The organism is Paenibacillus sp. FSL E2-0151 (genome assembly GCF_037993015.1).
Lineage (GTDB): Bacteria > Bacillota > Bacilli > Paenibacillales > Paenibacillaceae > Paenibacillus > Paenibacillus amylolyticus.
The window spans coordinates 3732421-3755915 of the sequence record NZ_CP150308.1; the positions used below are offsets into that span (position 1 = coordinate 3732421).

Below are 23495 nucleotides of genomic sequence, written 5' to 3' on the forward strand. Positions count from 1 at the left end.
GTGAGAGAAGGATTAGGATATAAGGAATGCAATTCTCTCCTGTTCCTAAAACGTAAAGAAAGCGGGGTGAAATAAATGGCCATTTTATCAACTGGACCGATTGAGAATAATCCGGTCAGTGGTGTAAGACCAACACAACAGCTGACCATTAATATTGATAATAGAAATTTGGTTACGAATGCAATTGTTTTGATTCAGGGTTATTACCTAAACGGAACCAGAACGGAATATATACTCGAATTAATTAGCGTAAATCCAAATCAAGCCATAAAAAAAGATTATTTTGCAAACCTAGACGTATTTGAATTTGTCTTTACAACGAGTGGTTTAGCAGAACAACAAGTAGAAATTTCAGTTTGGGGAAAAAACTCCATGGGACAGCTCGTAACGCCTCACCGTATTGTATCTTCAGAATTGTTAGAAGACAATGGAGCCACGGGAATCACAGGCTCAACCGGCGCAACTGGGGCCACGGGCGTAACTGGAGCTACGGGGAACACAGGTTCAACCGGTGCGACTGGGGCAACGGGCGTAACTGGATTAACTGGAGCTACAGGGAATACAGGCCCCGATGGAGGTGCAACTGGAGCAACGGGCGTAACCGGAGCCTCAGGCATCTCAGGCGCAACCGGCGAGACAGGAGCCACGGGCGTAACCGGAGCCTCAGGCATCACGGGCGTAACCGGCGAGACTGGTGCAACGGGGGCAACCGGAGCCACAGGCATCACGGGTGCAACCGGGGAGACTGGTGCAACGGGGGTAACGGGAGCCACAGGTATCTCAGGCGCAACCGGCGAGACAGGGGCAACGGGGGCAACCGGCGTAACGGGAGCCACGGGCATCACTGGCGTAACCGGGGAAACAGGGGCAACGGGCGTAACCGGAGCCACGGGCATCACGGGCGCAACCGGGGAAACAGGGGCAACGGGCATCACTGGCGTAACCGGGGAAACAGGGGCAACGGGCGTAACCGGAGCCACGGGCATCACGGGCGCAACCGGGGAAACAGGGGCAACGGGCGTAACCGGAGCCACAGGCATCACGGGCGTAACCGGGATCACAGGTGCTACTGGGGAAACTGGTGCAACCGGCGTAACGGGAGCCACGGGCATCACGGGCGCAACCGGGGAAACGGGTGCAACGGGGGGAACTGGAGCCACAGGCATCACGGGCGCAACCGGGGAAACAGGGGCAACGGGGGGAACTGGAGCCACGGGCATCACTGGCGTAACTGGGGAAACGGGTGCAACGGGTGCAACCGGAGCCACGGGCATCACTGGCGTAACCGGCGAGACTGGTGCAACGGGTGCAACCGGAGCCACGGGCATCACGGGCGCAACCGGGGAAACAGGGGCAACGGGCGTAACCGGAGCCACAGGCATCACGGGCGTAACCGGGATCACAGGTGCTACTGGGGAAACTGGTGCAACCGGCGTAACGGGAGCCACGGGCATCACGGGCGCAACCGGGGAAACAGGGGCAACGGGCGTATCTGGGGCCACGGGGATCTCAGGTACGACTGGGCAAACAGGCACAAGTGGGGCAACAGGTGCAACGGGCTCAACTGGGGCCACAGGGAGCACAGGTGCAACCGGGGCAAATGCCACAATACAAAATGGATTATTTAATGTTAGCGTACCTTCTGTTGCAAATGCGACAGCTATTTCGTATACGACTGTATTTATTAATGGCACTAACATATTACACCCAACAAGTACTACCTTTGTACTGGCATCAGGGCACATTTATTTGGTTTCGTATACGTTTAGAGGAACGAGTTCTGTAATTGGGAACGTTACGGTTACACCAAGAATTAATCTCGTATTTCAAAGTCGGTTTTCAGGGAGAGCAGTTACAGGAACTTTAGATGCGAATGTAAGTGTATCGGGTACGTTTTTAGCTGATGCTACTTCAACTGCGCTTACAATCGATTTTCTTTATAATGGGTCAGCAACAGCTACATCTACAGATGGTTCTGTTTCAATTATTCAGGTTCAGTAACTGGGTGGAAAATGAGAGCATAAATTTTGTTAGTTTAAAACCAAAGGAGTGGAGGTGGATGAATATTTCTGCCTCTAATCATTTGGAAAAAAGGAGAATAAAATTTTATGGCTATTTTATCAACCGGACCGATTGAGAATAATCCGGTCAGTGGTGTAAGGCCAACGCAGCAACTGACAATTAAAATGGATAATCGAGATTTAATCAATAGTGCCGATGTTTTGATTCAAGGATACTATCTAGACGGAGCTCGAAACTTATACGTAAACGAACTCATTAATGTGAATCCAAATGAAGTAATAACGAAGAATTATGATGGGAACTTTAATGCTTTTGAATTTGTCTTTACAACGAGCGGTTTAGCAGAAGATCAGACGGGAATCTCGGTTTGGGGAAAAAATGTAGAAGGGCAACTTGTAATTCCCCATCGTATTGTATCTTCAGAATTGCTAGGTGCAAATGAAGTAACAGGACCCCCAGGAACAACGGGAGCTACAGGAGCCATAGGAGCCACTGGGGCTACAGGGGCTACAGGAGTCACAGGAGCGACGGGAGCCCCAGGTACGATTGAGCCTAATGCGACCATCGTGGGAGTAGGACCAAATGTCAGCTCTCAATTTAACGAATTAAGAACCAGTGAAAAAACGCCGATTATTGAGTTGACTTCTGTATATGGCTTATCCAACCTAAGAGACATTGTTTTAACATTGGGCGATGCTACAGTGGGAAGTAATAATACGGAATTTCAATTAACTACAACTATATCCGGATCTGACATTGCTATTCTTCAAAGCTCGGAGAGAGGAAGGTATGAATCAGGTTTAGCGGGAGAAATAGGAATAGGAGTTCGATTGCCGGCTCCACCGACAGGGGCCCAAGTGGTCAGATGGGGCGCTTTTGACGATCAGAACGGCTTATTCTTTGGACAGAGCGTAGTGAATGGAATATTTGTAGCGATCAGAAGAGCAGGTGTTGACACTATTATTCCTCAAGCATCTTGGAATGTGGATAAATTAGATGGAACAGGTCCGAGTGGCGCAACGCTTAGTTTATCTACAGGGAATATATTTCAAATCGTATTTACATGGTACGGGTATGGAGTAATCGAATTTAGAGTTGTCATCCCTGATCCTGCAACTTTAGCACAAGAAGTAATTATCGTTCATCGCTTTTCCCCCAATGGGCAAACCAGTCTGGCCGATCCTAATCTTCCGCTACGTGCGGAAATCTTTAATAATGGCACAGAATCAGAACTCAATTTATTCGTTGGAGGAAGACAATACAGTATATTGGGTAAATATAATCCCGTTTTCAGGGTTACTTCCGAAAGGAGAACTGTAACTGCAACAGGGTCACTCACACCAATTTTGTCTTTCCAAAGAAAGACATCCTTCCCGCCAGGTTCAGGTAGGGCAAATTCAGTGAGTGTCAAATTAGAAAGTATTGATCTTATAACTACAGATGATATTTATTATCAGATCATATTAGGCGGAACGATTAATGGAGGCTTCGTAAACTTTCCAACAGCAACGACTAATATTCCAACTTCGGAAACAGCTCTTCTAATTAACAACACACTAACGACAATTGCGGATGGTCAAGTCCTATTACAAGGCTTAGTAGCCGGAGTTGCGGGAAGTGTCAGAATAGCAGCTTCTTCTTCATTATTGGATTTCCAATTACCTGACTCTGAAATTGTGACTTTAGCCGTAGCGAATTTAAGCGGGGGGACTAATCCTGTTACGGCCACCTTCAGTCTTACTGAAGAATGGTAAAAAGTAATAGGAGAAGGAGGGGATTCACTTTTCCCTTCCTGCTAAGGAGGAACTATCTTGTCGGATATTATAATCTCAAATATGGGTCCAAATATAAGTTCGCAATTCGATGAGCTGATTGTATCGGAAAAAACCCCAATTGTGGAGTTAACATCTGCATATGGTCTATCCATTCTAAGAGATTCCGTTACAACCGCTGGGGATGGTACGGTTACCAATGATGCAACGGAATTTAATCTAAGCAATACCACTAACGGAACAGATTCGGCCATTCTAGAAAGTGTATTACGAGGTAGATACGAGCCAGGATTCGCAGGAGAAGCCGGAATCGGCGTTCGAATACCTATACTGCCGATAGGCAATCAGATTGGAAGATGGGGATTCTTTGACGATCAGAACGGGGCCTTTTTTGGAGTGGATAGCACAAATGTATTCGTGGTCATACGGCGAGGAGGCTCCGATACAACTTTTCCTCAAAGTTCATGGAATGTAGACCGATTGGATGGTACTGGATCAAGCGGAGCGACACTTAATCTATCTAAAGGGAATATATTTCAAATCGTATTTACTTGGTATGGATATGGAGTAGTCGAATTTAGAGTGGTCATCCCTAATCCGGCGACTTTAGCGCAAGAGGTAATTACCGTCCACCGATTCTCCCCAACTGGTCAAACGAGTTTTATTGACCCCAATCTTCCATTAAGAGCACAAATCGATAATAACGGAACTGCTACATCCTACACCCTTTTTGTTGGAGGAAGACAATATAGCATTATCGGAAAATATGATCCTACCTTTAGAGTCACTTCGGAAAGGAGGAGGGTTACCAATCTCACATCAACACTAACACCCGTCCTATCATTTACAAGAAAAGCAATCTTTCCTTCGGGATCAGCTAGAACGAACTCTGTTCAAGTGGATCTAGAAGAAATAAACATTATCTCATCCGTAGATCTTAGTTATCAAGTACTTGTGGGTGGAACTCTCGACGGAGCATTTATTAATTATCCAACAGCTACAACGATCATTCCCGATAGCGAAACAGCTCTGTTGGTAAACAACTCTTCTACGACGATTACTGGGGGGGAAGTCGTTTTTCAAGGAATTACAGGAGGCGGAACAGGAGGAAACAGGATATTAGCTTCTTCAGAACTATTCGATTTCACGCTTCCTGAAAATCAGGTCGTAACATTAGCTGTATCAAATATTGGTGGGGCAGGCTCAAATATAGTTGATGTGGTATTTAGTGTTGCTGAGAGCTGGTAAAACCTCAGGTCATAGTGAAATACATTAAATGTTGGAAAGGGGTAAGAGAGAATGATTTTATCCACCGGTCCGATAGAAAATAATCCTGTTAATAGTGTAAGGCCGACACAACAGTTGACGATCAAAATAGATAATCGCAACTTAGTCGATGGCTCAAATATCTTGATTCAGGGTTATTATTTGAATGGAACAAGAACACTATATGTACTTGAGTTAATTTCTATCAATCCTAATCAAGTCCTAACCAAAAATTATTATGCAGACTTTAATTCTTTTGAATTCGTCTTTACAACAAGCGGTTTAGCAGAACAACAAGTTCAAATTTCAGTTTGGGGTAAGGATGCTGCCGGACAGCTTGTCTCGGCGCATCGCTTAGTAGCTTCTGAACAACTTGACGAAGCATAAGAAGCAAGATAAACGGCGGGCTGAGTTAGATAAAACAAACTCGTCAAAGCACTTTAGAGAAGAAATGAAGAGGATGGTGGATCTGTCTTTTGGCTCAATGGATGAAATCAGTACAAAAATAAAAAAAGGACCGTAAGTGTTCATCTTCCATCGATGAATGCTTTCGGTCCTTCTATGTTTATCCTGCACTAATGAATGACGGGATCGGTTTTCGCCTCTCTATGTTAACGTCTTCGGAAGGCTCCGCCGCGTGCCAGAGCGAAAAAGATGAGCAGGGCAATAATCGAGCCAACAATGGCGGGAATAATATGAAATCCGCCAATCACCGGCCCCCTTGGTCCCAGCAATTCCGTTCCTAACCAGGAACCGATAAAACCCGCGATAATGTTCCCAAGTACACCGCCCGGTACGTCCCGCCCAATTAAGTTGCCGCTTAACCAGCCAATAAGTCCACCAACAATGAGTACCCAGAGCAGATCCATGGATTGTTCTCCTTTCTTCGGGTTTATTACAAGTTATGTTGGGTTCGTTGGAATATACCTTATCTTCCTGTTGGTGGAGGAATCTAAAGCGCCTGTGCTAAGATGGGTTAATAATTGATTAAAGCTGGTGAAAACAAGGCTAGATAGGGGTGTACAGTTGAAGAAAATCCTAGTCATTGATGATGAAATTGCAATTCGAGATTTAATTGAGCTTGTACTGAGAAGAGAAAACTACGTCGTTCAAACGGCTGAGAACGGTAAAATAGCCTTGCAGCTGCTGGATACTTTTCAGCCGGATCTGGTGGTGCTTGATTTAATGCTGCCTGACTGCTCTGGATATGACCTGTGCAAGGAAATCACCGGGAAACGTGCCGTTCCTGTGATCATGCTCTCTGCCAAAAATGAGGTAATCGACAAGGTGTTGGGACTAGAGCTAGGGGCGGAAGATTACATGACCAAACCTTTTGACAATCGTGAATTGCTCGCTCGGATCAAGGTCATTCTGAGAAGAAACGAGAGCAAGGAGGAATCAAGTGAAGGAACAGAAGTGAAATCTACACGCATCATTCATGAAGAGCTGACATTTGATCTGGAAAGCCGCAGGGTGCTAAAAAACGGTGTACCCGTGTCTTTAACGGCCAAAGAGTTTAAAATTCTGGAAACGTTACTCAAAAGGCCAGACAAAATCTTTACCCGGGATGAGCTGCTGCAGATCGGATGGGGATATGATTTTATGGGAGACAGTCGCAGTGTGGATATGACCATCATGCGATTACGGAAGAAGCTGGAGGATAACGCGGACGAACCGAAGTATGTCAGGACGATCTATGGATTTGGCTATCAACTTGGAGGTGGCGAGGCCTGAAGTATGCAACCCGGTTACTGCTGAATTATTTATTTTTCTCCGTGCTGTCCTTTGGCATCATCATTTTTGCGGTGAATAAAGCCATCGATTACTACAGCTTCATTACCATTGAGAAACAGATGATGGAGAAGGCGGATCTGTCCGAGTTGTCCTTCCGTGAGGTGTTATCTCAGCATAGGTCATCTTCAGGAGAGCCCCAGACCAAGGAAATTGTCAGACTCGCTCTGGAGAAGCTGAAAGCTTCAGGCAAGGAAGTACGTATCTATGACAGCTCCAAGCAGTTGCTGGGCTTGGCTGTGGATGGCATCATCATTAATGATGGCAAACCTCTTATTTTCGAAAAGAATATTGAGAAAGCCCTGAGCGGCAGTTATGCCTACACCGTAACGGAAGATCATCTGCTTTATTTCGCGACGCCCATTCAGGATCAATTCTACGAGAACGCTTATGTGTATGAGTTCGTGGAGGACATTTCCTACTTTTATGCGATTATGGATCAAATCCGTTATATCCTGTTTGCGGGTGCAGGCGGATTTATTGTACTGATTACGTTATCCAGTCTGTGGATTGCCCGCAACACAACCAAGCCGATTAAACTGTTGCTTGACGCTGCGCAAAGTTTCTCTAGGCAGGAGTTTCGGAGAGTTCATCTAAACCGTAAGGATGAGCTGGGCATGCTGGCAGATGGACTGGATTCCATGGGGCGGCAGCTTCATGATTACATTCAGTACCAGAGGCAATTCGTCTCCAACGTATCTCACGAGTTAAAAACACCCTTGGCAGCCATTCGTGGTTTCTCTCAATACTTGGTTGAAGGGGAGAACGAGGACAAGGAGTTACAAAAAATCTATGCTCATCTGTTGCAGGAATCAGATCGGCTGACGCGCTTGATTAATGAACTGTTGTTGTTATCCCGATTCGACAAGGCTGGTTCTAACGAACTGGAAGTCGAGAAAACGGAAATAAACGAACTGATTCAGCAAGTCGCAACGAGTATGGGTGCCAAGGCCAAAGATAAAGGAATTGAGATTATGGTTAGTAAAGTGGAGGGAGGATCAACAGATGGAGGTCTGACAAAAGTCTACTCCGATGTCAATCCCATGTTGATGTCCCATGCCATCGCCAATCTTGTGGACAATGCCATCAAATACTCAGGAAGTCACTCACAGATTAAAGTAGAGATGGAGCATACGCCAAGTGAGGTGGTTATACGGATACGTGATCAAGGTATTGGTATCGCGGGCGATGAGCTGGAGAGAGTACAGGAACGTTTTTACCGGGCGAAAAATGCTAGCACAGCGAACGGTTCAGGTCTTGGGCTTTCTATTTGCAAGGAGATTGTCGAGCGGTTTAATGGTTATATTGACATGGAAAGTCAAATCGGGGAAGGAACAACCGTTACGATTGTGTTGCCCCGTGCGGAAACACAATCGTAAATAATTAACGTTACAAGATTGGTACATTTCTGTTATGAGACTAACAAATGTTTTATTTATAATCACTTCATAAGAACAAATCACACATTTATGGAGGGATCATGATGAAATTGATAAACAAAGCAACAGGTGTTATCGTACTAGGTGCTCTACTAACGGTGGCATTAGCGGGCTGTCAGTCCAATGATGCTACGCCCCCAGCAACCGGACAGAACACAGCGAATGAACAAAGCAAAGGCGAAGGAGCAACAAATGCTAATGCTCCTGCTTCCGAAAGTTCTGAAGAAAAGGGGACTGAAGCTATTAAGGAAGGTTCGATGGAGAAGGAAGGCAATGTGGTGCTGAAGGAGCTTGCTTTTGTCTATAATGAGCACACCATTGCGATTTCGGATACAGCGAATGAAGATCAGATGGAACAGATGCTGGGCAAACCGGATAACCTGAAATCTCATACGTACAGTGCCGACGATGGAACAAACATGGATACGTTAATCGGTTTTACAGAAAAGGTCTATACGTATCCTGGTCTGGAGATTAAAACAATCAGTATACCAGAGGGAAAACAAGACTCCATCTTTCATATCGAAATCACAGATCCCAAGTACGCGACAGTGCGAAACATTAAAGCAGGAGATAGCCTGGATACACTCAAAAACGCCTACCCTGAGGGGAAACTGCTTGGTGATGGAGCCCCTAATGAGGAGGATGACTTCCGTTACGAGCCATCCAATTATGTGGATGTGATGTCGTTCCATATCAAGGATGCCAAGGTGGAGAGCATTCAGATCTACAGCCTTCTGGACTAATATTTAGGAATCGATGTTGGTAAGCCATTCATACGATTCACCTTTTATACCTGAATAAAAATGAAAAGTTAACCCTCATACTCCTGAAAAGGAGCATTGAGGGTTAACGTAGTTTTAGGACTTTTAAATTAAGCGCTGCTTGGGCAAATGCAGAATAACGTTGAATTGATCACCATGAATTTCGATTTTGATCTCCCCGCCGTGCAGCTCAACGATACTTTTCACAATGGACAGCCCTAGGCCGGAGCCTTCTGTCTGGCGGGATTCATCTGCTCTTTTGAAACGTTCGAACAACTCTTCCGCAGCAAAATCAATCTCATAAGCAGCAGTATTTTGAATTTTGAATAGCACCAGATCATCAGACTCATCCAAATAAATATAGATTCTGGTTCCCGGAAGCGAATATTTCTGCGCGTTGCCAATTAAATTTTCGAATACACGCCAAATTTTATTGCCGTCCAAATGTGCATGGATCGGGAATTTCGCAATCCTCTCCCGAATCACAGGCGACGCTTGTCCCATACTGGTGTTGGACTCGGCAATTGCCTGTGTCAACAATGTCGCGACATCGACGTACTCAATATCCAGCTCTACTGTACCACTGGCCATCTTTGAGATTTCGAACAGGTCTTCAATCAACAGCTTCATCCGTAGCGCCTTCCGGTCCAGGGTTTCAATATAGGATCGGGTGGTCTCTGTAGACAGATTTTCTTTTTTTAATAAATCAACATAGTTGATAATAGAAGTAAGTGGGGTCTTCAAATCATGTGATACGTTGGTAATCAGCTCTGTTTTTAACCGTTCGCTCTTCATTTGATTCTCCAGCGCGCTTTGATACCCGGCTTTCATATTGTTAATATAACCAGCAAGCTTGGATAGATCATCCTTGCCGGTATCCTGAATTGTGTTTTGAATATTTCCTTCGGCAATCTCTTTGCTCCCGTTGATAATGGCGATGAATCTTCTAAGCTTGGAAAGTATATATGGAACCAAGAACAACACGTAGAGCAACAAATAAAGTAGAAGCCACCCCTGTCCGTAATATGTGACTGCCTGCCAAATACAAATGCCGGCTATCGCGGTTAGCAAAAGCATCATGATGAGGCCAAACGTTAGTCTCCCGTTTTGTAAACTGGCTCTAAGACCGGTTCTCCAAATATGAAAGTAATCCATCAGCAGACTGCCATGCCAGAAGGAACGCCTACTATGGGGTGCCTTAAAATAAAGAAACAGTCTGCTTGCCAGCAGGCAAAGAATAATTAAGGCAAGCAGTGTCTGGATATAACTTGAAGTTGAATAGCTCAGACTCAACCCCGTGTATGAATACCTGTTTATGAGTACGAGGCTCCATAGAATCGCGGCGACAATGATGACAATAAGGTCGATTGGAACCTTCCGATCGGCTTTATTTTTTCTCGATTTTGTATCCAATTCCCCATACCACCTTTAAATATTTTGGGTCTTTGGGATTGATTTCAATTTTTTCACGAATGTTTCTCACATGTACGGCAACCGTATTCTCTGAAGTGAAGATCAGTTCATTCCACACGCGCTCATAAATCTCTTCGATTGAGAAAACCCTACCCTTGTTCTCCATCAGCAGCTCCAAAATTTTGTATTCTTTCGGGGTCAATCTGACGTCCTCTCCATCTATCTCAACAGTCTTCGAGCTTTTGTTCAGCACGAGTCCTCTTACTTGAATGAGCTCATCCCCGTTTGACTGGAAGGAACCTAAATTCGTAAACCGGCGCAGCTGAGATCTGACTCTAGCGATCAGCTCTAGAGGATTGAACGGCTTCGTAATATAGTCATCAGCCCCAACGTTGAGTCCCAAAATCTTGTCGCTATCTTCTGACTTGGCGGAAAGCATAATGATCGGTATATTTTTGTTTTCACGAATTTTAAATGTCGTTTTAATTCCATCGAGCTGTGGCATCATGTTGTCCATGATAATAAGATGAATGGTTTCTTGTTCAAGAATTTCCAGCGCCTCCAATCCGTTAGAGGCAGTTAATACATCCACATCTTCGCTTTTCAAATAAATAACAAGCGCTTCTCGAATTTCCGGTTCATCGTCTACAACAAGAATGTTATTTATAGCCATTAATTCTCACCTTCATCACGATATTTCTTATATTTACTAATCCGGAACTCATGTATCCCGAAAATTCAACATGGCCGGGGGGAGCGTCTGCAAGCATCAGCTCCGCTGGTGATTCTTCCTGATCCGTGTAAAATCCATGCACCCCGAACCTGGACAGAATCTGCATAACCGGTCTGCTGTTGACGGTGTGAACATAGCTTTTTACCCCAAACTTATGTAGTGTTGGAACTAAATTGGGGTTTAGATACACACGGTATACAGGCATGGCAACCGCTGTCAGTTGTTTGTCCCTTACGAATTCTACAATACTTTCGGCGGAGGCGCCAGTTTTGTAAAGTGAATATATTTTGTTTGGAAAGGGGTGGATTCCCATAACCGTGTCATACATTTCCGGGCTGAAAATTTCAGGTATAATCCGGTTGAGCAGTGCAGGATCCGTACGTTGAACCTCATTGACTAGATGCGCAAACTGCTGCTGAATTTGCTCTTTGCTGCCTGCTTTCGTATCCACAATTAAGTCAAAATCAGGATATTGCTGCATCAGCTGCAGTATGTCCGGCAGTGTAAGAGGGTGGAATCTTCCCATAATAAGCGAGTTTTCAAACTGAAGCGTTGTTACGTTTCGTCCGCGATGAGCGGCCAAATCCGGCTGTAGCTTCTGCGACCAATCATGTCTGGCTACAAGTTTCCCGTCCGTCGTCTGCACCAGATCAACCTCGAACAAACGGTACCCTCTATTGTAATTGGTTATAAACGCCTCATAAGAATTGGTGTAGCTAGCCCCGTTAACTCCACCAAATGCATGTGCAATAAGCCTATTCTCCTGCCAGCCGCTGGTGCCAAATGTAGAGTCCGGCTGATTCTGACCTGTCCTAACAAGCCCCCAGTTGAACCAGATCATTCCTGCCGTAATGACTATGAGTAAGGTTAACATCATCGTTTTCTTCATTCGTTGTGCTCCTTCGTTATCCCGATGTAAGACATACTACAGGACGCAAATGAAGAAGGAGTCGTATAAAAACGAAGGAATTTATGAAGTTTTTACATTTCACTACCAAACGAGATTTCTTCACTGAAGAGAAGACATTCACAGTCACAACTTTCCGCCTAGTCACGCCCACCGTATGACCCCGAATGAAATGAAATTGGTACTTCAGAGTTTAAGAAGAGTTTTTTTGGTAATCAACAAGTATTAACAGATCTGAATTTTCAATTTGAAAAGGATAAATTTATGGCCTTACCGCTGGCAATACTACCAACTCTCTGAACACCGATGCAAACATCACGATGTTAAATAATTATTATCGCTTGTTTGATGCATCTCGCACTGACGATCGGGCTATGAAGGACTTGTTATCCCTGTTCACGCAGAATGCTGAAATTGTTTCAAACGGTAGCAGTCGTACAGGATTCGAGGTGGTTATTAAGACTTTTTATGAATACAATAAAGACATTAAACATATGTGGGATGCATGGGTTCTTCAGCCCGACGGCAGTTATCGAACTAACTGGGCAGTATGCGGGCAAGCAGTAGATGGCACGGTGTATGCGAAGGCGGGTATAGATATTATGCGTGTGAACGAGTCAGGGCAGATCGTGTATCTGAAGAACGTGCAGACGACTGAAGATGCTTACAATGAATATAACTCGTAAGATGAATATAGGTGGTTGTTACTTCATAGGCCTCTGGTAAGCAACCATTGCTAGTTTGCTACATAGTAACCCATTTTTTTGATCAGTAGACATAATTTTATCGACTTATATTTTAGATTCACAGCATCTGTGGCCTTCAACCGAACTATCCTAAAACTAAAGAAACCGATGGGACTTTACATAAGTAAAATGCCCATCGGTTTTTATTTTATCTCAACAATAAGATACCTTCTTATTCTGGTGGTGAAAATAGGTCAGGCTGGATAACTTGGCTAGGTACGTCGCGTAGAGTGAGCTTCATGCTAGTCTAACATGATTTTCTCGTTAACCATTTGATAGTAATACTCATCCATCTGTCCTGCCGTAACATCTTCTTCAAGATGATATATCCACCACGTGACAAGTAAACTAATGACCCCTGAATGATATTCGGCTAAGAGTTCTATGGGGGGTGAAAATGGTTTACCTCTTCTTTTTAGTTCCAGAAAATCTCTTCTGGATATATCTCCGATATAGTTTTTGAAAAAGTCAGTAAATCCCTTGTCATTCTTCTGGTTTTGAACAATCGGCTCCAGTAAATTCTCCAACATGAATCTAGATAGGCTTTGCAAGGGCTGCCGAAGCCGATCTTCTATACTCATTTGTAAATAATCCTGAAGAACCCACGTGAGGGTAGCGGATAACAGCGCAAATTTATCCTCAAAATGTTTGTAAAACGTTGTACGGTGAACCATCGCTTTATCACATATCTCATTAATCGTGATATTGCTGAATAGTTTGCCTTGCTCAGATAACAGATCTCTAAAGGCCGTAATTAACAATTTATGAGTCCTGGCAACTCTTAAATCAAGCTTTTTTTCATTGATTTTCATCTACACCACTTCCATATCGTAGTTTAACTATATGCCATCGCTATATTGATTCTTACTATAAAAGAAATTTTGATTATATATTGGTATTATAAGTAATATTTTGATTGATCTACAAGTGTAGATTAAAATCTAATTTCTAGAAAGGATGAATCTTCGGTGTCTGACATGAAAAAAGCTGTGGTGATCGGAGCAGGGATTGCTGGATTAATTACTGCAAGAATGTTAGCCGATTATTATGAGGAAGTATGTGTGATTGAGAGGGATGAATTCCCTTCGGAGCCAAATAACCGGCAGGGTGTACCTCAATCTTTTCATCCACACCGTGTACAACCACGCGGCGCGCTGATTATGGAACATTATTTCCCAGGTTACAATGACGAATTGATAGCATTGGGAGCGATCTCTTCACACGATGAGAAGCTTATAGTTACTAATCGATACGGTACATTAGTTAACAAGGAGGATCCTTCTTCATTCAAAATTGCATCGTGCAGCAGAGCTTTGCTGGAATGGGTGCTGCGCAAACGACTCCAGGACATTTCTCATGTAAGCATCTTAACCAGCTTGGAAGTTACCGGGCTAATGGTCTCTGAAGATCAGCACTCCATTACAGGAATTTACACAAAAGAAAGAAAAGGAGAGAAGCGAGAAGACCAACTTCCAGCGAATATGGTTATTGATGCCTCTGGTCGTTCCTCCAAATTGATCAGATGGCTTGATAAATTAGGGTTGAATGTGCCGGAGCCGGAGGTGCTGAAGGTATCTCTTGGTTACAGCACTCGTTATTACAAAATAAAATCCTCTATTCCAAATGAATTCGTGATGTCTGATTCAGATCCTGAGCAAGGTATTCGTGCAGGCATATTTACGCGCATTGAGGATGATATCGCTGGACTCATTCTTTTCAATGCTGGAGGGGAGGAGTATCCTTCAACTCAGCCAGAGGAGTTTCAAGAACAACTCAAGCATCTATTTGCTTCAGATAAAATTGTGGAGTTGATGGAACGGTTGGAGCCTGTGCAAGGGCCGCGCGGATATCGTATATCCGAGTCTATTCGTCAGCATTTTGAACTCATGGAAGATTGGCCATCTGGTTTACTCGTCCTTGGTGATGCATTTTGCAGCTTTGATCCAATTCATGGACAAGGCATCACCGTTGCTGCGATCGAAGCTGAGACTATAGGGAAATGTTTGGAAGCACAGCGCTTGCATCCCGATCCGCAGTTTGAACGGAACGTATTGCTGCGTATGCAGCAGGCCATCGATCCGGCTTGGTGGCTTAGTTCCGTGGCTGACCTGCGTTGGAGAGGGGTAGAACATGGTGGGCCTTATGAACTGAAAGGAGTAGATTTTGCTCAGAAATATATCAACTTATTTACGAAGAAAGCGATGAAAAAAGCGGATCAGGAAAAAGATAACCATCTCTTTTTTATGCAATTCCTGATGAATGCTTTGATCCTTCCTCCAAGTGAATATTTCAAAGCGGATGTCCTGGACATGATTTTGAACGACAATGGTTCAGAAGAAGAAATGGAATTAAGAGCAGCGCTTCGTGTCCAGGATCCGGAATTGTACCAGCAAAAATTAGATGAGGTAATTCCATTATTCCAACTGGACTATGATGAAGAGATTAAGAAACTGCTGGAAACTCTTCAGCCTGCGATGAGCTAATAAAACAACTTAAAAGCTGTATGTAGGGGTGATTACAACCACCACAACTAATAGTCGAGAAACCCAGGTGATTCATAGACCTTGGGTTTCTTTCGTGTTTGAATGAGGACGTACAATTGAATAACGAGGTGACGCTGCTCGCAAGTGAGGAGGCTGCACCCTGTTTGACCGGAGCCATTCCGCTTATTAAAAGTAAAGTTACCCTCGAGCTAGCATGCAGCAATCCTTTGAAACACTGCGTTACTTTTATGTTACAAATGTGAATCTGTGATACCTTGAACTAAATACGAAATAACATATATTTTATGAATTAATCTATGTAGCATAAGTTGTGCAAACAAATACATGATAAAAAAACCGATAAAGCGGGATTCGTTTTTTATCCAGATCAGCTGAAGGTTTAAAAGAAAGGTGGGCTTACCAAATGAGTCAAACATTTCAATTTCCTAATGGTTTTTTGTGGGGCGGTTCCGTCTCTGCGAACCAAATTGAGGGTGCATATCTAGAGGACGGGAAAGGACTATCCATTTCGGATATCATGCCGCACGGCATTCAGACACCTCCAACAACAGAACCAACAGAGGAGAATATGAAGTTAATCGCAATTGACTTCTATCATCGATACAAGGAGGACATTAAACTCCTTGCCGAAATGGGTTTCAAAGTTTTCCGCACGTCTATCGCCTGGTCCAGAATCTTCCCCAAAGGGGATGAACTTGAGCCAAACGAAAAAGGCCTCCAATTTTACGACAACCTTTTTGACGAGTGCCGGAAATACGGAATTGAACCTCTAGTTACGATCTCTCATTATGAGACTCCTCTACATCTCGTTAGGGAATATGATGGCTGGGCGAATCGAAAAATGATCGGTTTCTATGAACGGTATGTGCAAGCCATTTTCGACAGATATAAAGACAAAGTGAAGTATTGGCTTACATTTAACGAGATTAATTCTATTCTGGAACACCCGTTTGTGGGCGGCGGGATTAACACGCATGCGGATCAACTTAGCAAACAGGATCTGTACCAAGCGGTTCACCACGAGTTTGTTGCAAGTGCTCTGGCGGTTAAAATAGGGCATGAAATTAACCCTGATTTCAAAATTGGTTGTATGGTCATTGCTATGCCGATTTACCCATTGACTCCTGACCCTAATGATATGATCAAAGTGATGGAAGCTGATCATAAGAATACAGGTTTCACGGATGTCCATGTGCGTGGTTACTACCCAGGCTACATGAAACGTTATTTGAAAGATAACGGAATTACCATTCATTTTGAACCTGGCGACGAAGAAATATTGAAAAACACCGTTGACTTTATTTCCTTTAGCTACTACCAAAGTAGTTGCGAAACGGCTGATCCAGCCAAGCAAATTAAAGGAGAAGGAAACCTGATTGGTGGTGTTCCTAATCCGCTCTTGGGCGCGAGTGAATGGGGTTGGCAGATCGACCCCCAAGGCCTGAGGTACATCATGAATGCGATGTATGACCGTTATCAGAAACCATTATTCATCGTTGAAAATGGATTAGGAGCCGTAGATGAACTGATCACGGACGAGCATGGCCACAAAACAGTTATTGATGATTATCGCATCAATTATTTGAAGGAGCACTTGCTTCAAGTCGCTGAAGCCATCCAAGATGGTGTTGAATTAATGGGCTATGCAACATGGGGTTGTATTGACTTGGTTAGTGCAACAACTGCAGAAATGAAAAAACGGTACGGATTCATCTATGTGGATCGTCATGATGATGGTTCAGGAACATTGGAACGCTATCGTAAGAAGTCCTTCCACTGGTATAAGGATGTCATTCAGAGCAACGGGATCAGCTTGTTTCGTGAATAGCGACAGCTGCTGATGTTGGAAATACGTTTATTACAGATTAGCGTACAGGCCTACAGAATAAATTAAGAAAGGGCCGCCAGTCAGCGGCTCTTTCTTAATTTAATATTGATATTTGAACGATTAGGGAGCAGAATATGAGAAAAAAAATGTTTTTAATAATTGCATTATTTGTTGCTACATTGAATTTGCGCCCAGCTATTAATTCTATATCTCCGCTGCTAGATACGATTCGGGAAGATCTGGGGATGAGCGCTGCACTAGCCAGTTTGCTAACTTCTATACCTGTACTATGTATGGGCGTATTTTCACCTTTTGCCGTCAAAGCAAGTGGGAGATGGGGAATAGAACGAATCATTGGATATTCCCTGATTGTGGTGGGAATCGGAATAGGCACTCGGCTATTTACACAGTCTACGTTCGTTTTACTTTTATCTGCATTGATCGTAGGTATCGGGATCGCTTCGATTGGCCCGTTAACTTCAGGTTTTATTAAAAAGTATTTTCCCGATCATGTGCCATCCATGATTGCACTCTATAGTATTGCGATCACTGTAGGGGCTGCAGTTAGTTCAATGGTATCCATTCCCTTAGAGGCATACTTCAATTCTTGGCAGACAGCGGTAGGAGGGTGGGCATTAATTGCCTTTGTGGCAGCGATCGTTTGGTGGATCATGGTGAAGCCGCGGTCTGAATCTGTTCATGTGAGTGAAATAAAAGAACGTCCGCAAATTAAACTTCCTTGGGGAAATAGAAGCGCATGGACGCTTACGCTTTCATTTGGATTAATGGCTATGTTGTTTTATTCTTTTACAGCGTGGCTCCCGTTAATGATTCAGGAAATGGGGTATAGCAAATCCTATGCAACGCTTTGTCTGACCATATTTGTTGTAATCCAAATCCCGATTAGCTTTATACTTCCTGTATTATTGAAGAACTTTCCCTCAAGAAGAGTATGGATGGTTGGTGAATCTCTGTTCATGATTGTTGGTTTGATTTTATTGATGATGAATTTCATACCGATGGTTTCCGTTGTACTCTTTGGAGTTGGAGCAGGGGGCTTGTTCACTTTAAACCTGATGTTACCAATTGATTCTACAACCAATGTGAACGATGCAACTTCCTGGTCTGCGATGCAGCAATCTGCTGGGTATGTTATTGGAGCGATGGGTCCAATATTGCTAGGTTGGATTCATGATGCTTCCAATAGTTTCACACCTGCTATGATTGGAATGATTGTGATCATCATTCTAATGATTATGACGCAAATTGCAGCAACACGAGGAAAAAAAGTAATGGAAAGCGTCTAACGTAGTCATCCCATAGAGAGTCATTAAGACTGAAAAGAGAGCCTAGAGGGCTCTCTTTCTGGTGCGTGTTTATAAAAAGATCGGGTTCTCTCTCATAGCTCTAATTCTGTATTTACCATTTCTTTGAAAACCTCTCGTCCCAGCCATTCTAAAAGGAACGCAACTGGAACCTGAGTGGTGATGTTAGTGGATTCATAATACTCTTCTTTTACATAATAAGGGATATTCACATCTGATATTTTAGCCATGGTGGATTGGCGATTGTTTGTTATCGCCACAATTTTATTTTGCTCCTGCTTGATCCGTTGGAGATAAGGTAGAACATATGGGTTTTCACCTCGCGTAGATAATGCAATCGTAACGCTGTCTTTTTGCATTTTGATATGAACAGGATAATGAGGATCTTTTATGTACACGGAGCATATCCCTAGATTTGAGAAAAATCGGGCTCCATACTCACCCATTATTCCGGAGCTCCCGATACCAATAAAAATGACGCTACTGGCTTTAGCAATTAATTTTGCTGCCGTTTGAATTTTTTCCTCCAATTCAGGAGATTGAGAACGTTCAAAAAACTCATACACAGCATGATGTGGACTTTTTAACTCCTGCTTCGTTAGTTTACCCTTTTGGGAAATGAGCATCTTAAGTTTTACTTTAAATTCCGAAAATCCCTCACATTGATTCTTTCTGCAAAATCGCATAATGGTGGCTGTAGATACATGAGTTTCATCGGCCAGCTCTCTAATCCGCATGTACGCCACTTTTTCCATGTTCTGAGAAATATAGTTATATAAAGATAATTCCAATTCATTATAGGATGAGATTTGTTCACTGGTGAACATGGATATGCACTCCCTTAGACCATAATAAAAATAATAGGTAACCTGCTTAGGCAGTATACATTACCTGTATTCAAAAAACAACACGTTACATTTTTGTTACAAAAATCATTTCGTGTCAAAGGAAACTAAACACTTAAACAATATATATTTTCTTCTCTGTTCTGAGTAACATGACGTTATAACATATGTTTCGCACTTCCATTATAACTGGCTAACGCGTCCATGGTCAGAGAACGAAGGTGGCAACGAATAAACCAACCTACCCTTAACTAGTTCCAGTTTCAAGCTTGTTGAGCTTCCTTAGTCTGCTTAAGAATGTCACAATAGCTGTCATATGAAAACATAATGAGTTTGTTTTGCCATCCTCAAAATTTTAGCTTTACTACCTTAATATACGTCGAAGGAGCCTTACATCATGGATAAACAACAATTGTCCAAAGATATTCTCAAACTGGTTGGTGGGGAAGAGAATATCGATCAAGTTACCCACTGTATGACTCGACTCAGATTCAATCTAAACGATAACAATCTAGCAGACAGAACAACGTTAAAAAACACACCTGGCGTTATGGGTGTAACGGAAAACGGTGGACAGTTTCAGGTGATTATTGGCAATGAAGTTTCCGAAGTGTACAAAGCACTAGTGAACAATATGAGCATGAAGCCTAACGGAGAGAGTGCTCCAAAAGGTGGAAAGAAACAAAGAAATCCGATCAGCGCATTATTTGATTTCATCTCGGGCATGTTCACGCCAATCCTGCCAGCAATTGCTGGCGCAGGTATGATCAAAGGGATCGTGTCCATTCTGGTGGCTCTTGGTTGGATGACGAATACAAGTTCAACCTATATCATTTTGTCTGCGGTTGGCGATGGCGCATTCTACTTCCTGCCCATTATTCTGGCCATTAGTGCTGCGAAGAAAATGGGAAGCAATGTTTATGTAGGTGCTGCACTAGCGGCTGGTCTCATGCATCCAACCATTACAGCGTTGCTTCAAGAGGGTAATACTTCGTTTGCAGGCATTACGGTTATTGCCACATCCTATGCATCATCGGTTATTCCCATCGTCATTGCAATCTGGATCGCTGCTTACGTGGAGAGAGCCATTGACCGCATCACTCATTCTTCACTGAAACTGATTGTTGTACCAACTGTTACGTTACTCATCATGGTACCACTAACCTTGATCGCGATCGGGCCACTGGGTGGCATTATTGGAAACGGTTTATCTGGGGGTATCAGATGGTTATTTGATAACGCATCCATTTTGGCAAGTATCTTGATTGGTGGCACAATGTCTGTGCTGATTATTACAGGCATGCATTATGCACTGTTGCCGCTTGCAGTTGGTTCGATTGCAACACTTGGTTACGATTTTATCGTTCCGTTAATGTTCGCAGCTAATATGGCCCAGGGTGGTGCTGCATTTGGTGTGGGCTTCAAGTCTAAAAACACCCAAACCAAATCACTTTCATATTCTACAGGACTGACCGCTCTTATGGGAATTACGGAGCCTGCCATGTACGGAATTAACATGAAATTCAAAAAACCATTTATTGCAGCGCTCATTGGGGGCGCAGTCGCTGGGGCGTTTCTGGGAACCTTTTCTGTTAAAGCCTATTTCATTAGCACTGTAGGTCTTCCGGGAGCTGCCTCATATGTCGGTCCAGACATTAGCAACCTGCTCTTTGCACTGATTGCTGCTTTAATTGCATTCGTTGTAGCTAGCGTAATTACTTATTTTCTGGGCTTCCAGGAAGAGGTACCTGCACCATCAGCAACGTCTGCAACTATACCTGTAGTAGCTGAAGACACTAAATTACAGGATGAACAAATATTCAGCCCTATGAGTGGGGAAGTTAAGCCACTTAGCCTAGTTCCAGATCCTGCTTTTTCAGAAGAAATGATGGGTAAAGGATTTGCCATTCAACCTTCAGAAGGACGTGCAGTTTCCCCAGTTAACGGCACAGTATTCTCTGTTTCTAAGAGTGGTCACGCTATTGGTCTCGTAAGTGATCTTGGCGCAGAGATGCTGATTCACATCGGGATTGATACTGTAAAGCTGAAAGGCCAATTTTTCTCGCCCAAGATTCAGGCAGGAGCAAAAGTATCCGTAGGTGATCTATTGATGGAATTTGACCGTGAAGAGATCGAAAAAGCGGGTTACAATATGATTACCCCGGTCATTATTACGAACATGGTTCAATATACCGATGTCCAATCGGCTGGGCGTACCACAATTAATGAAAAAGAATTGATGTACACAGTCAAAGCCTAATTTGGTGTTATTAATAGCGGCAGTGATTCCAAGTTATTTCTGGAACGCTGCCGTTTTTAAATAAAATAAAACACTGCGTTACTTTTGAGTAACAAATGTGATCTCATGTTAATTCAAACTAAAATGCCAAAATGTATATATTTATTTGAATAATAAAAGTAACATAAGTTTTGCAAAATAAAATGTATTACAGACGGATAAGTAGGATTACTCTGAATATGGAGAAATCTCTTACGGAGTTAACACTGAAAGGTGGAACACACAAATGAGTCTAACCATTCGATTAGCGGATGTTTTAATGTGGGAAGGTCTTTAGCTACTAATTCAATAGAAGGGTCTTATATAGAAAATGGTTTTGTCCCAAATGAGTGAATGTAAAATATTTATTTTAGTGAATAGTTAATTAATCTATTTTTCTAGAAATACAGAAATAAGAAGGTGAAATTGTTGAAAAATATGTGGAAAATATATTTATTAGCTGTAATTAGTTTTCTTAATGGAGCATCAGAATATGTTATTGCCGGGATCCTAGACAAAATTGCTGAATCTAGCAACATTTCAGTTTCTTCTGCTGGACAGCTAATTACAGTGTTCTCTATAGCATTTGGCGTAGGTACTCCTTTTTTAATTGCTTTCACATCTAAATTAGATCGAAAAAAACTCTTAGTTTATGCATTAACTGTATTCTCTGTTATTAACATTTTAATTGCAACGATAACAGGATATGAGATGCTTATCGTAGCTAGAATTATTTCAGCACTTAGTGCCGGTGTTATTCAGGTTACGCTCCTTACTCTTGCTGCGGTTTTGGCTGCTCCAGGAAAGCAAGGCAGCTCAATTGCTACTGTTATTATGGGAAATAGTACGGCATTAGTTATCGGTGTACCCATAGGCAGGGTTGTAGCTTCCCATTATGATTGGAACATCATATTTATTGGTCTTGGAGTAATAGGACTTATTCTCTTATTCCTAGCGCTGCTGATCATCCCCAAAGTAGTTGCTGAAGAAGTTGTTCCTTTGCGTGATCAGTTTAAATTCATCATGCAACCGCGTATCGCAGCAGCGTTACTGATTACGTTCGTGTGGTTAGGCTCATATTCCATTTTATTTACGTACATTTCACCGTATCTCCTTGATATATTTAGCATGAGTGATCAAGGTGTAACGTTAGCCCTGTTTATATTTGGTATCGCTAGTGCTATTGGTTCCAAAATAGGAGGACTCAGTACAGATAAATGGGGTACATTCCGTACACTAGCTGGTGGAATGATACTCCATGCCACTGCATTACTGTTGTTCCCGTTTATAGGCCAATCCATATTTCTTCTATATATATTACTTATTTTCTGGGCAATAGCAGCCTGGTCCTCAGGTACGCCGATCCAATTTCAGCTTATAAGTCTCGCTCCCGCTGCTTCAGGCATTGTACTTAGTTTGCATAGCGCGATTGGACAAGTTGGAATGGCTGCCGGAGCTGGTATCGGGGGTATTGCTGTCAACCACAGTTTGTTGAACTACATCCCATGGATCGGCGCGCTTGCCCTTGTGATTGGCATCGTAACAACGTTGCTTGATAACTCTCTACCTAAAAGAAAACAAACGAAAAAATCTTTGCAATAAATAAACACTTGTATCATCTTCGTTTGTTACATGCCTCTTAACGATGTATAAAACCTTCTATAACAATAAGAAAGCAGCTGACCCAAGTGATCAGCTGCTTTCTTTGTTATATAATTCATAACTCATTAACCCAATAATAGTAGGTCCAACTGCACCAAAGCTTGATGTGATGGGATTAAGTTCACAGCGAATGAAGTCAAGCTTATCGACGGTTTCCGCATACATTTATATACCGGTTGAGACGAGTACTAACCTCCAAG

The 23495-nt window shown here is 43.0% G+C and carries 19 protein-coding genes; 13 read left to right on the forward strand and 6 right to left on the reverse strand.

The window, feature by feature from the left end:
* Nucleotides 1-75 precede the first annotated feature (75 nt).
* The 4 genes from MHI55_RS16865 (at nt 76) to MHI55_RS16880 (ending at nt 5447) form a co-directional block, all read left to right on the forward strand.
* Complete coding sequence (locus MHI55_RS16865) at nt 76-2001, forward strand: collagen-like protein (protein WP_340386374.1); 1926 nt, start codon at nt 76-78, stop codon at nt 1999-2001.
* Nucleotides 2002-2108: 107 nt separating this feature from the next.
* A complete protein-coding gene (locus MHI55_RS16870) occupies nt 2109-3776 on the forward strand; it encodes a hypothetical protein (protein WP_180361743.1) in 1668 nt (555 codons plus the stop codon).
* A 57-nt stretch (nt 3777-3833) separates the two neighbouring features.
* On the forward strand, nt 3834-5042 hold the full coding sequence (locus tag MHI55_RS16875; protein ID WP_101313847.1) for a hypothetical protein: 1209 nt from the start codon (nt 3834-3836) through the stop codon (nt 5040-5042).
* A 51-nt stretch (nt 5043-5093) separates the two neighbouring features.
* Nucleotides 5094-5447: a hypothetical protein gene (locus MHI55_RS16880; RefSeq protein WP_036671514.1), complete on the forward strand. Its 354-nt coding sequence runs from the start codon at nt 5094-5096 to the stop codon at nt 5445-5447.
* Nucleotides 5448-5671: 224 nt separating this feature from the next.
* Here the strand turns inward: MHI55_RS16880 and MHI55_RS16885 are convergent, their stop codons facing one another.
* Nucleotides 5672-5929, reverse strand: a complete 258-nt coding sequence (locus tag MHI55_RS16885) for a GlsB/YeaQ/YmgE family stress response membrane protein (protein ID WP_024630063.1) — start codon at nt 5927-5929, stop codon at nt 5672-5674.
* 157 nt (nt 5930-6086) lie between these two features.
* Between MHI55_RS16885 and MHI55_RS16890 the strand changes: the two genes are divergently transcribed.
* The 3 genes from MHI55_RS16890 (at nt 6087) to MHI55_RS16900 (ending at nt 9036) form a co-directional block, all read left to right on the forward strand.
* Complete coding sequence (locus MHI55_RS16890) at nt 6087-6794, forward strand: response regulator transcription factor (protein WP_076250590.1); 708 nt, start codon at nt 6087-6089, stop codon at nt 6792-6794.
* A gap of 71 nt (nt 6795-6865) precedes the next feature.
* Nucleotides 6866-8230 (forward strand): HAMP domain-containing sensor histidine kinase, encoded by a 1365-nt coding sequence (locus MHI55_RS16895; protein ID WP_257467839.1) that lies wholly within the window; start codon nt 6866-6868, stop codon nt 8228-8230.
* Nucleotides 8231-8331: 101 nt separating this feature from the next.
* Entirely contained in the window at nt 8332-9036 is a 705-nt protein-coding gene (locus tag MHI55_RS16900; protein WP_340386376.1) for a hypothetical protein, read from the forward strand.
* A gap of 123 nt (nt 9037-9159) precedes the next feature.
* Here the strand turns inward: MHI55_RS16900 and MHI55_RS16905 are convergent, their stop codons facing one another.
* From MHI55_RS16905 to MHI55_RS16915, 3 genes are all read right to left on the reverse strand, one after another.
* Entirely contained in the window at nt 9160-10134 is a 975-nt protein-coding gene (locus tag MHI55_RS16905; protein ID WP_101313850.1) for a HAMP domain-containing sensor histidine kinase, read from the reverse strand.
* 307 nt (nt 10135-10441) lie between these two features.
* Complete coding sequence (locus tag MHI55_RS16910; protein ID WP_036613934.1) at nt 10442-11140, reverse strand: response regulator transcription factor; 699 nt, start codon at nt 11138-11140, stop codon at nt 10442-10444.
* Nucleotides 11127-12089: a phosphatidylinositol-specific phospholipase C/glycerophosphodiester phosphodiesterase family protein gene (locus tag MHI55_RS16915; RefSeq protein WP_340386378.1), complete on the reverse strand. Its 963-nt coding sequence runs from the start codon at nt 12087-12089 to the stop codon at nt 11127-11129. Before MHI55_RS16915 ends, MHI55_RS16910 begins: the two co-directional genes overlap by 14 nt.
* Before the next feature lie 338 nt (nt 12090-12427).
* On the opposite strand from MHI55_RS16915, the gene MHI55_RS16920 reads away from it, so the two are divergent.
* A complete protein-coding gene (locus tag MHI55_RS16920; RefSeq protein WP_256721204.1) occupies nt 12428-12793 on the forward strand; it encodes a nuclear transport factor 2 family protein in 366 nt (121 codons plus the stop codon).
* 302 nt (nt 12794-13095) lie between these two features.
* Here MHI55_RS16920 and MHI55_RS16925 read toward each other — a convergent pair whose 3' ends face one another.
* A complete protein-coding gene (locus tag MHI55_RS16925; RefSeq protein WP_076317758.1) occupies nt 13096-13665 on the reverse strand; it encodes a TetR/AcrR family transcriptional regulator in 570 nt (189 codons plus the stop codon).
* A gap of 165 nt (nt 13666-13830) precedes the next feature.
* Here MHI55_RS16925 and MHI55_RS16930 point away from each other — a divergent pair, with 165 nt between their 5' ends.
* The 3 genes from MHI55_RS16930 (at nt 13831) to MHI55_RS16940 (ending at nt 18492) form a co-directional block, all read left to right on the forward strand.
* Nucleotides 13831-15336, forward strand: coding sequence for an FAD-dependent monooxygenase (locus tag MHI55_RS16930; RefSeq protein ID WP_180361761.1), 1506 nt, complete (start codon nt 13831-13833; stop codon nt 15334-15336).
* 424 nt (nt 15337-15760) lie between these two features.
* Entirely contained in the window at nt 15761-17185 is a 1425-nt protein-coding gene (gene ascB / locus MHI55_RS16935; RefSeq protein WP_340386380.1) for a 6-phospho-beta-glucosidase, read from the forward strand.
* 134 nt (nt 17186-17319) lie between these two features.
* On the forward strand, nt 17320-18492 hold the full coding sequence (locus MHI55_RS16940) for an MFS transporter (RefSeq protein WP_340386382.1): 1173 nt from the start codon (nt 17320-17322) through the stop codon (nt 18490-18492).
* A 92-nt stretch (nt 18493-18584) separates the two neighbouring features.
* On the opposite strand, the gene MHI55_RS16945 is transcribed toward MHI55_RS16940, so the two are convergent.
* The gene (locus tag MHI55_RS16945; RefSeq protein ID WP_076250570.1) at nt 18585-19337 is read right to left on the reverse strand and encodes a MurR/RpiR family transcriptional regulator; all 753 of its coding nucleotides are present in this window, start codon (nt 19335-19337) and stop codon (nt 18585-18587) included.
* 415 nt (nt 19338-19752) lie between these two features.
* Here MHI55_RS16945 and MHI55_RS16950 point away from each other — a divergent pair, with 415 nt between their 5' ends.
* Both MHI55_RS16950 and MHI55_RS16955 read left to right on the forward strand, forming a co-directional pair.
* Complete coding sequence (locus tag MHI55_RS16950; protein ID WP_340386384.1) at nt 19753-21615, forward strand: beta-glucoside-specific PTS transporter subunit IIABC; 1863 nt, start codon at nt 19753-19755, stop codon at nt 21613-21615.
* Between the two features lie 456 nt (nt 21616-22071).
* Nucleotides 22072-23235, forward strand: coding sequence for an MFS transporter (locus MHI55_RS16955; protein ID WP_340390612.1), 1164 nt, complete (start codon nt 22072-22074; stop codon nt 23233-23235).
* The last annotated feature ends 260 nt before the right edge of the window (nt 23236-23495 follow it).

What these genes read in the sequence shown, in the direction of transcription:
- MHI55_RS16865 (WP_340386374.1), top strand. Translation starts at nt 76, where the DNA reads ATGGCCATTTTATCAACTGGACCGATTGAGAATAATCCGGTCAGTGGT.
- MHI55_RS16870 (WP_180361743.1), top strand. Translation starts at nt 2,109, where the DNA reads ATGGCTATTTTATCAACCGGACCGATTGAGAATAATCCGGTCAGTGGT.
- MHI55_RS16880 (WP_036671514.1), top strand. Translation starts at nt 5,094, where the DNA reads ATGATTTTATCCACCGGTCCGATAGAAAATAATCCTGTTAATAGTGTA.
- MHI55_RS16885 (WP_024630063.1), bottom strand. Translation starts at nt 5,929, where the DNA reads ATGGATCTGCTCTGGGTACTCATTGTTGGTGGACTTATTGGCTGGTTA.
- MHI55_RS16900 (WP_340386376.1), top strand. Translation starts at nt 8,332, where the DNA reads ATGATGAAATTGATAAACAAAGCAACAGGTGTTATCGTACTAGGTGCT.
- MHI55_RS16905 (WP_101313850.1), bottom strand. Translation starts at nt 10,134, where the DNA reads ATGATGCTTTTGCTAACCGCGATAGCCGGCATTTGTATTTGGCAGGCA.
- MHI55_RS16910 (WP_036613934.1), bottom strand. Translation starts at nt 11,140, where the DNA reads ATGGCTATAAATAACATTCTTGTTGTAGACGATGAACCGGAAATTCGA.
- MHI55_RS16915 (WP_340386378.1), bottom strand. Translation starts at nt 12,089, where the DNA reads ATGAAGAAAACGATGATGTTAACCTTACTCATAGTCATTACGGCAGGA.
- MHI55_RS16920 (WP_256721204.1), top strand. Translation starts at nt 12,428, where the DNA reads ATGTTAAATAATTATTATCGCTTGTTTGATGCATCTCGCACTGACGAT.
- MHI55_RS16925 (WP_076317758.1), bottom strand. Translation starts at nt 13,665, where the DNA reads ATGAAAATCAATGAAAAAAAGCTTGATTTAAGAGTTGCCAGGACTCAT.
- MHI55_RS16930 (WP_180361761.1), top strand. Translation starts at nt 13,831, where the DNA reads ATGAAAAAAGCTGTGGTGATCGGAGCAGGGATTGCTGGATTAATTACT.
- ascB (WP_340386380.1), top strand. Translation starts at nt 15,761, where the DNA reads ATGAGTCAAACATTTCAATTTCCTAATGGTTTTTTGTGGGGCGGTTCC.
- MHI55_RS16940 (WP_340386382.1), top strand. Translation starts at nt 17,320, where the DNA reads ATGAGAAAAAAAATGTTTTTAATAATTGCATTATTTGTTGCTACATTG.
- MHI55_RS16945 (WP_076250570.1), bottom strand. Translation starts at nt 19,337, where the DNA reads ATGTTCACCAGTGAACAAATCTCATCCTATAATGAATTGGAATTATCT.
- MHI55_RS16950 (WP_340386384.1), top strand. Translation starts at nt 19,753, where the DNA reads ATGGATAAACAACAATTGTCCAAAGATATTCTCAAACTGGTTGGTGGG.
- MHI55_RS16955 (WP_340390612.1), top strand. Translation starts at nt 22,072, where the DNA reads ATGTGGAAAATATATTTATTAGCTGTAATTAGTTTTCTTAATGGAGCA.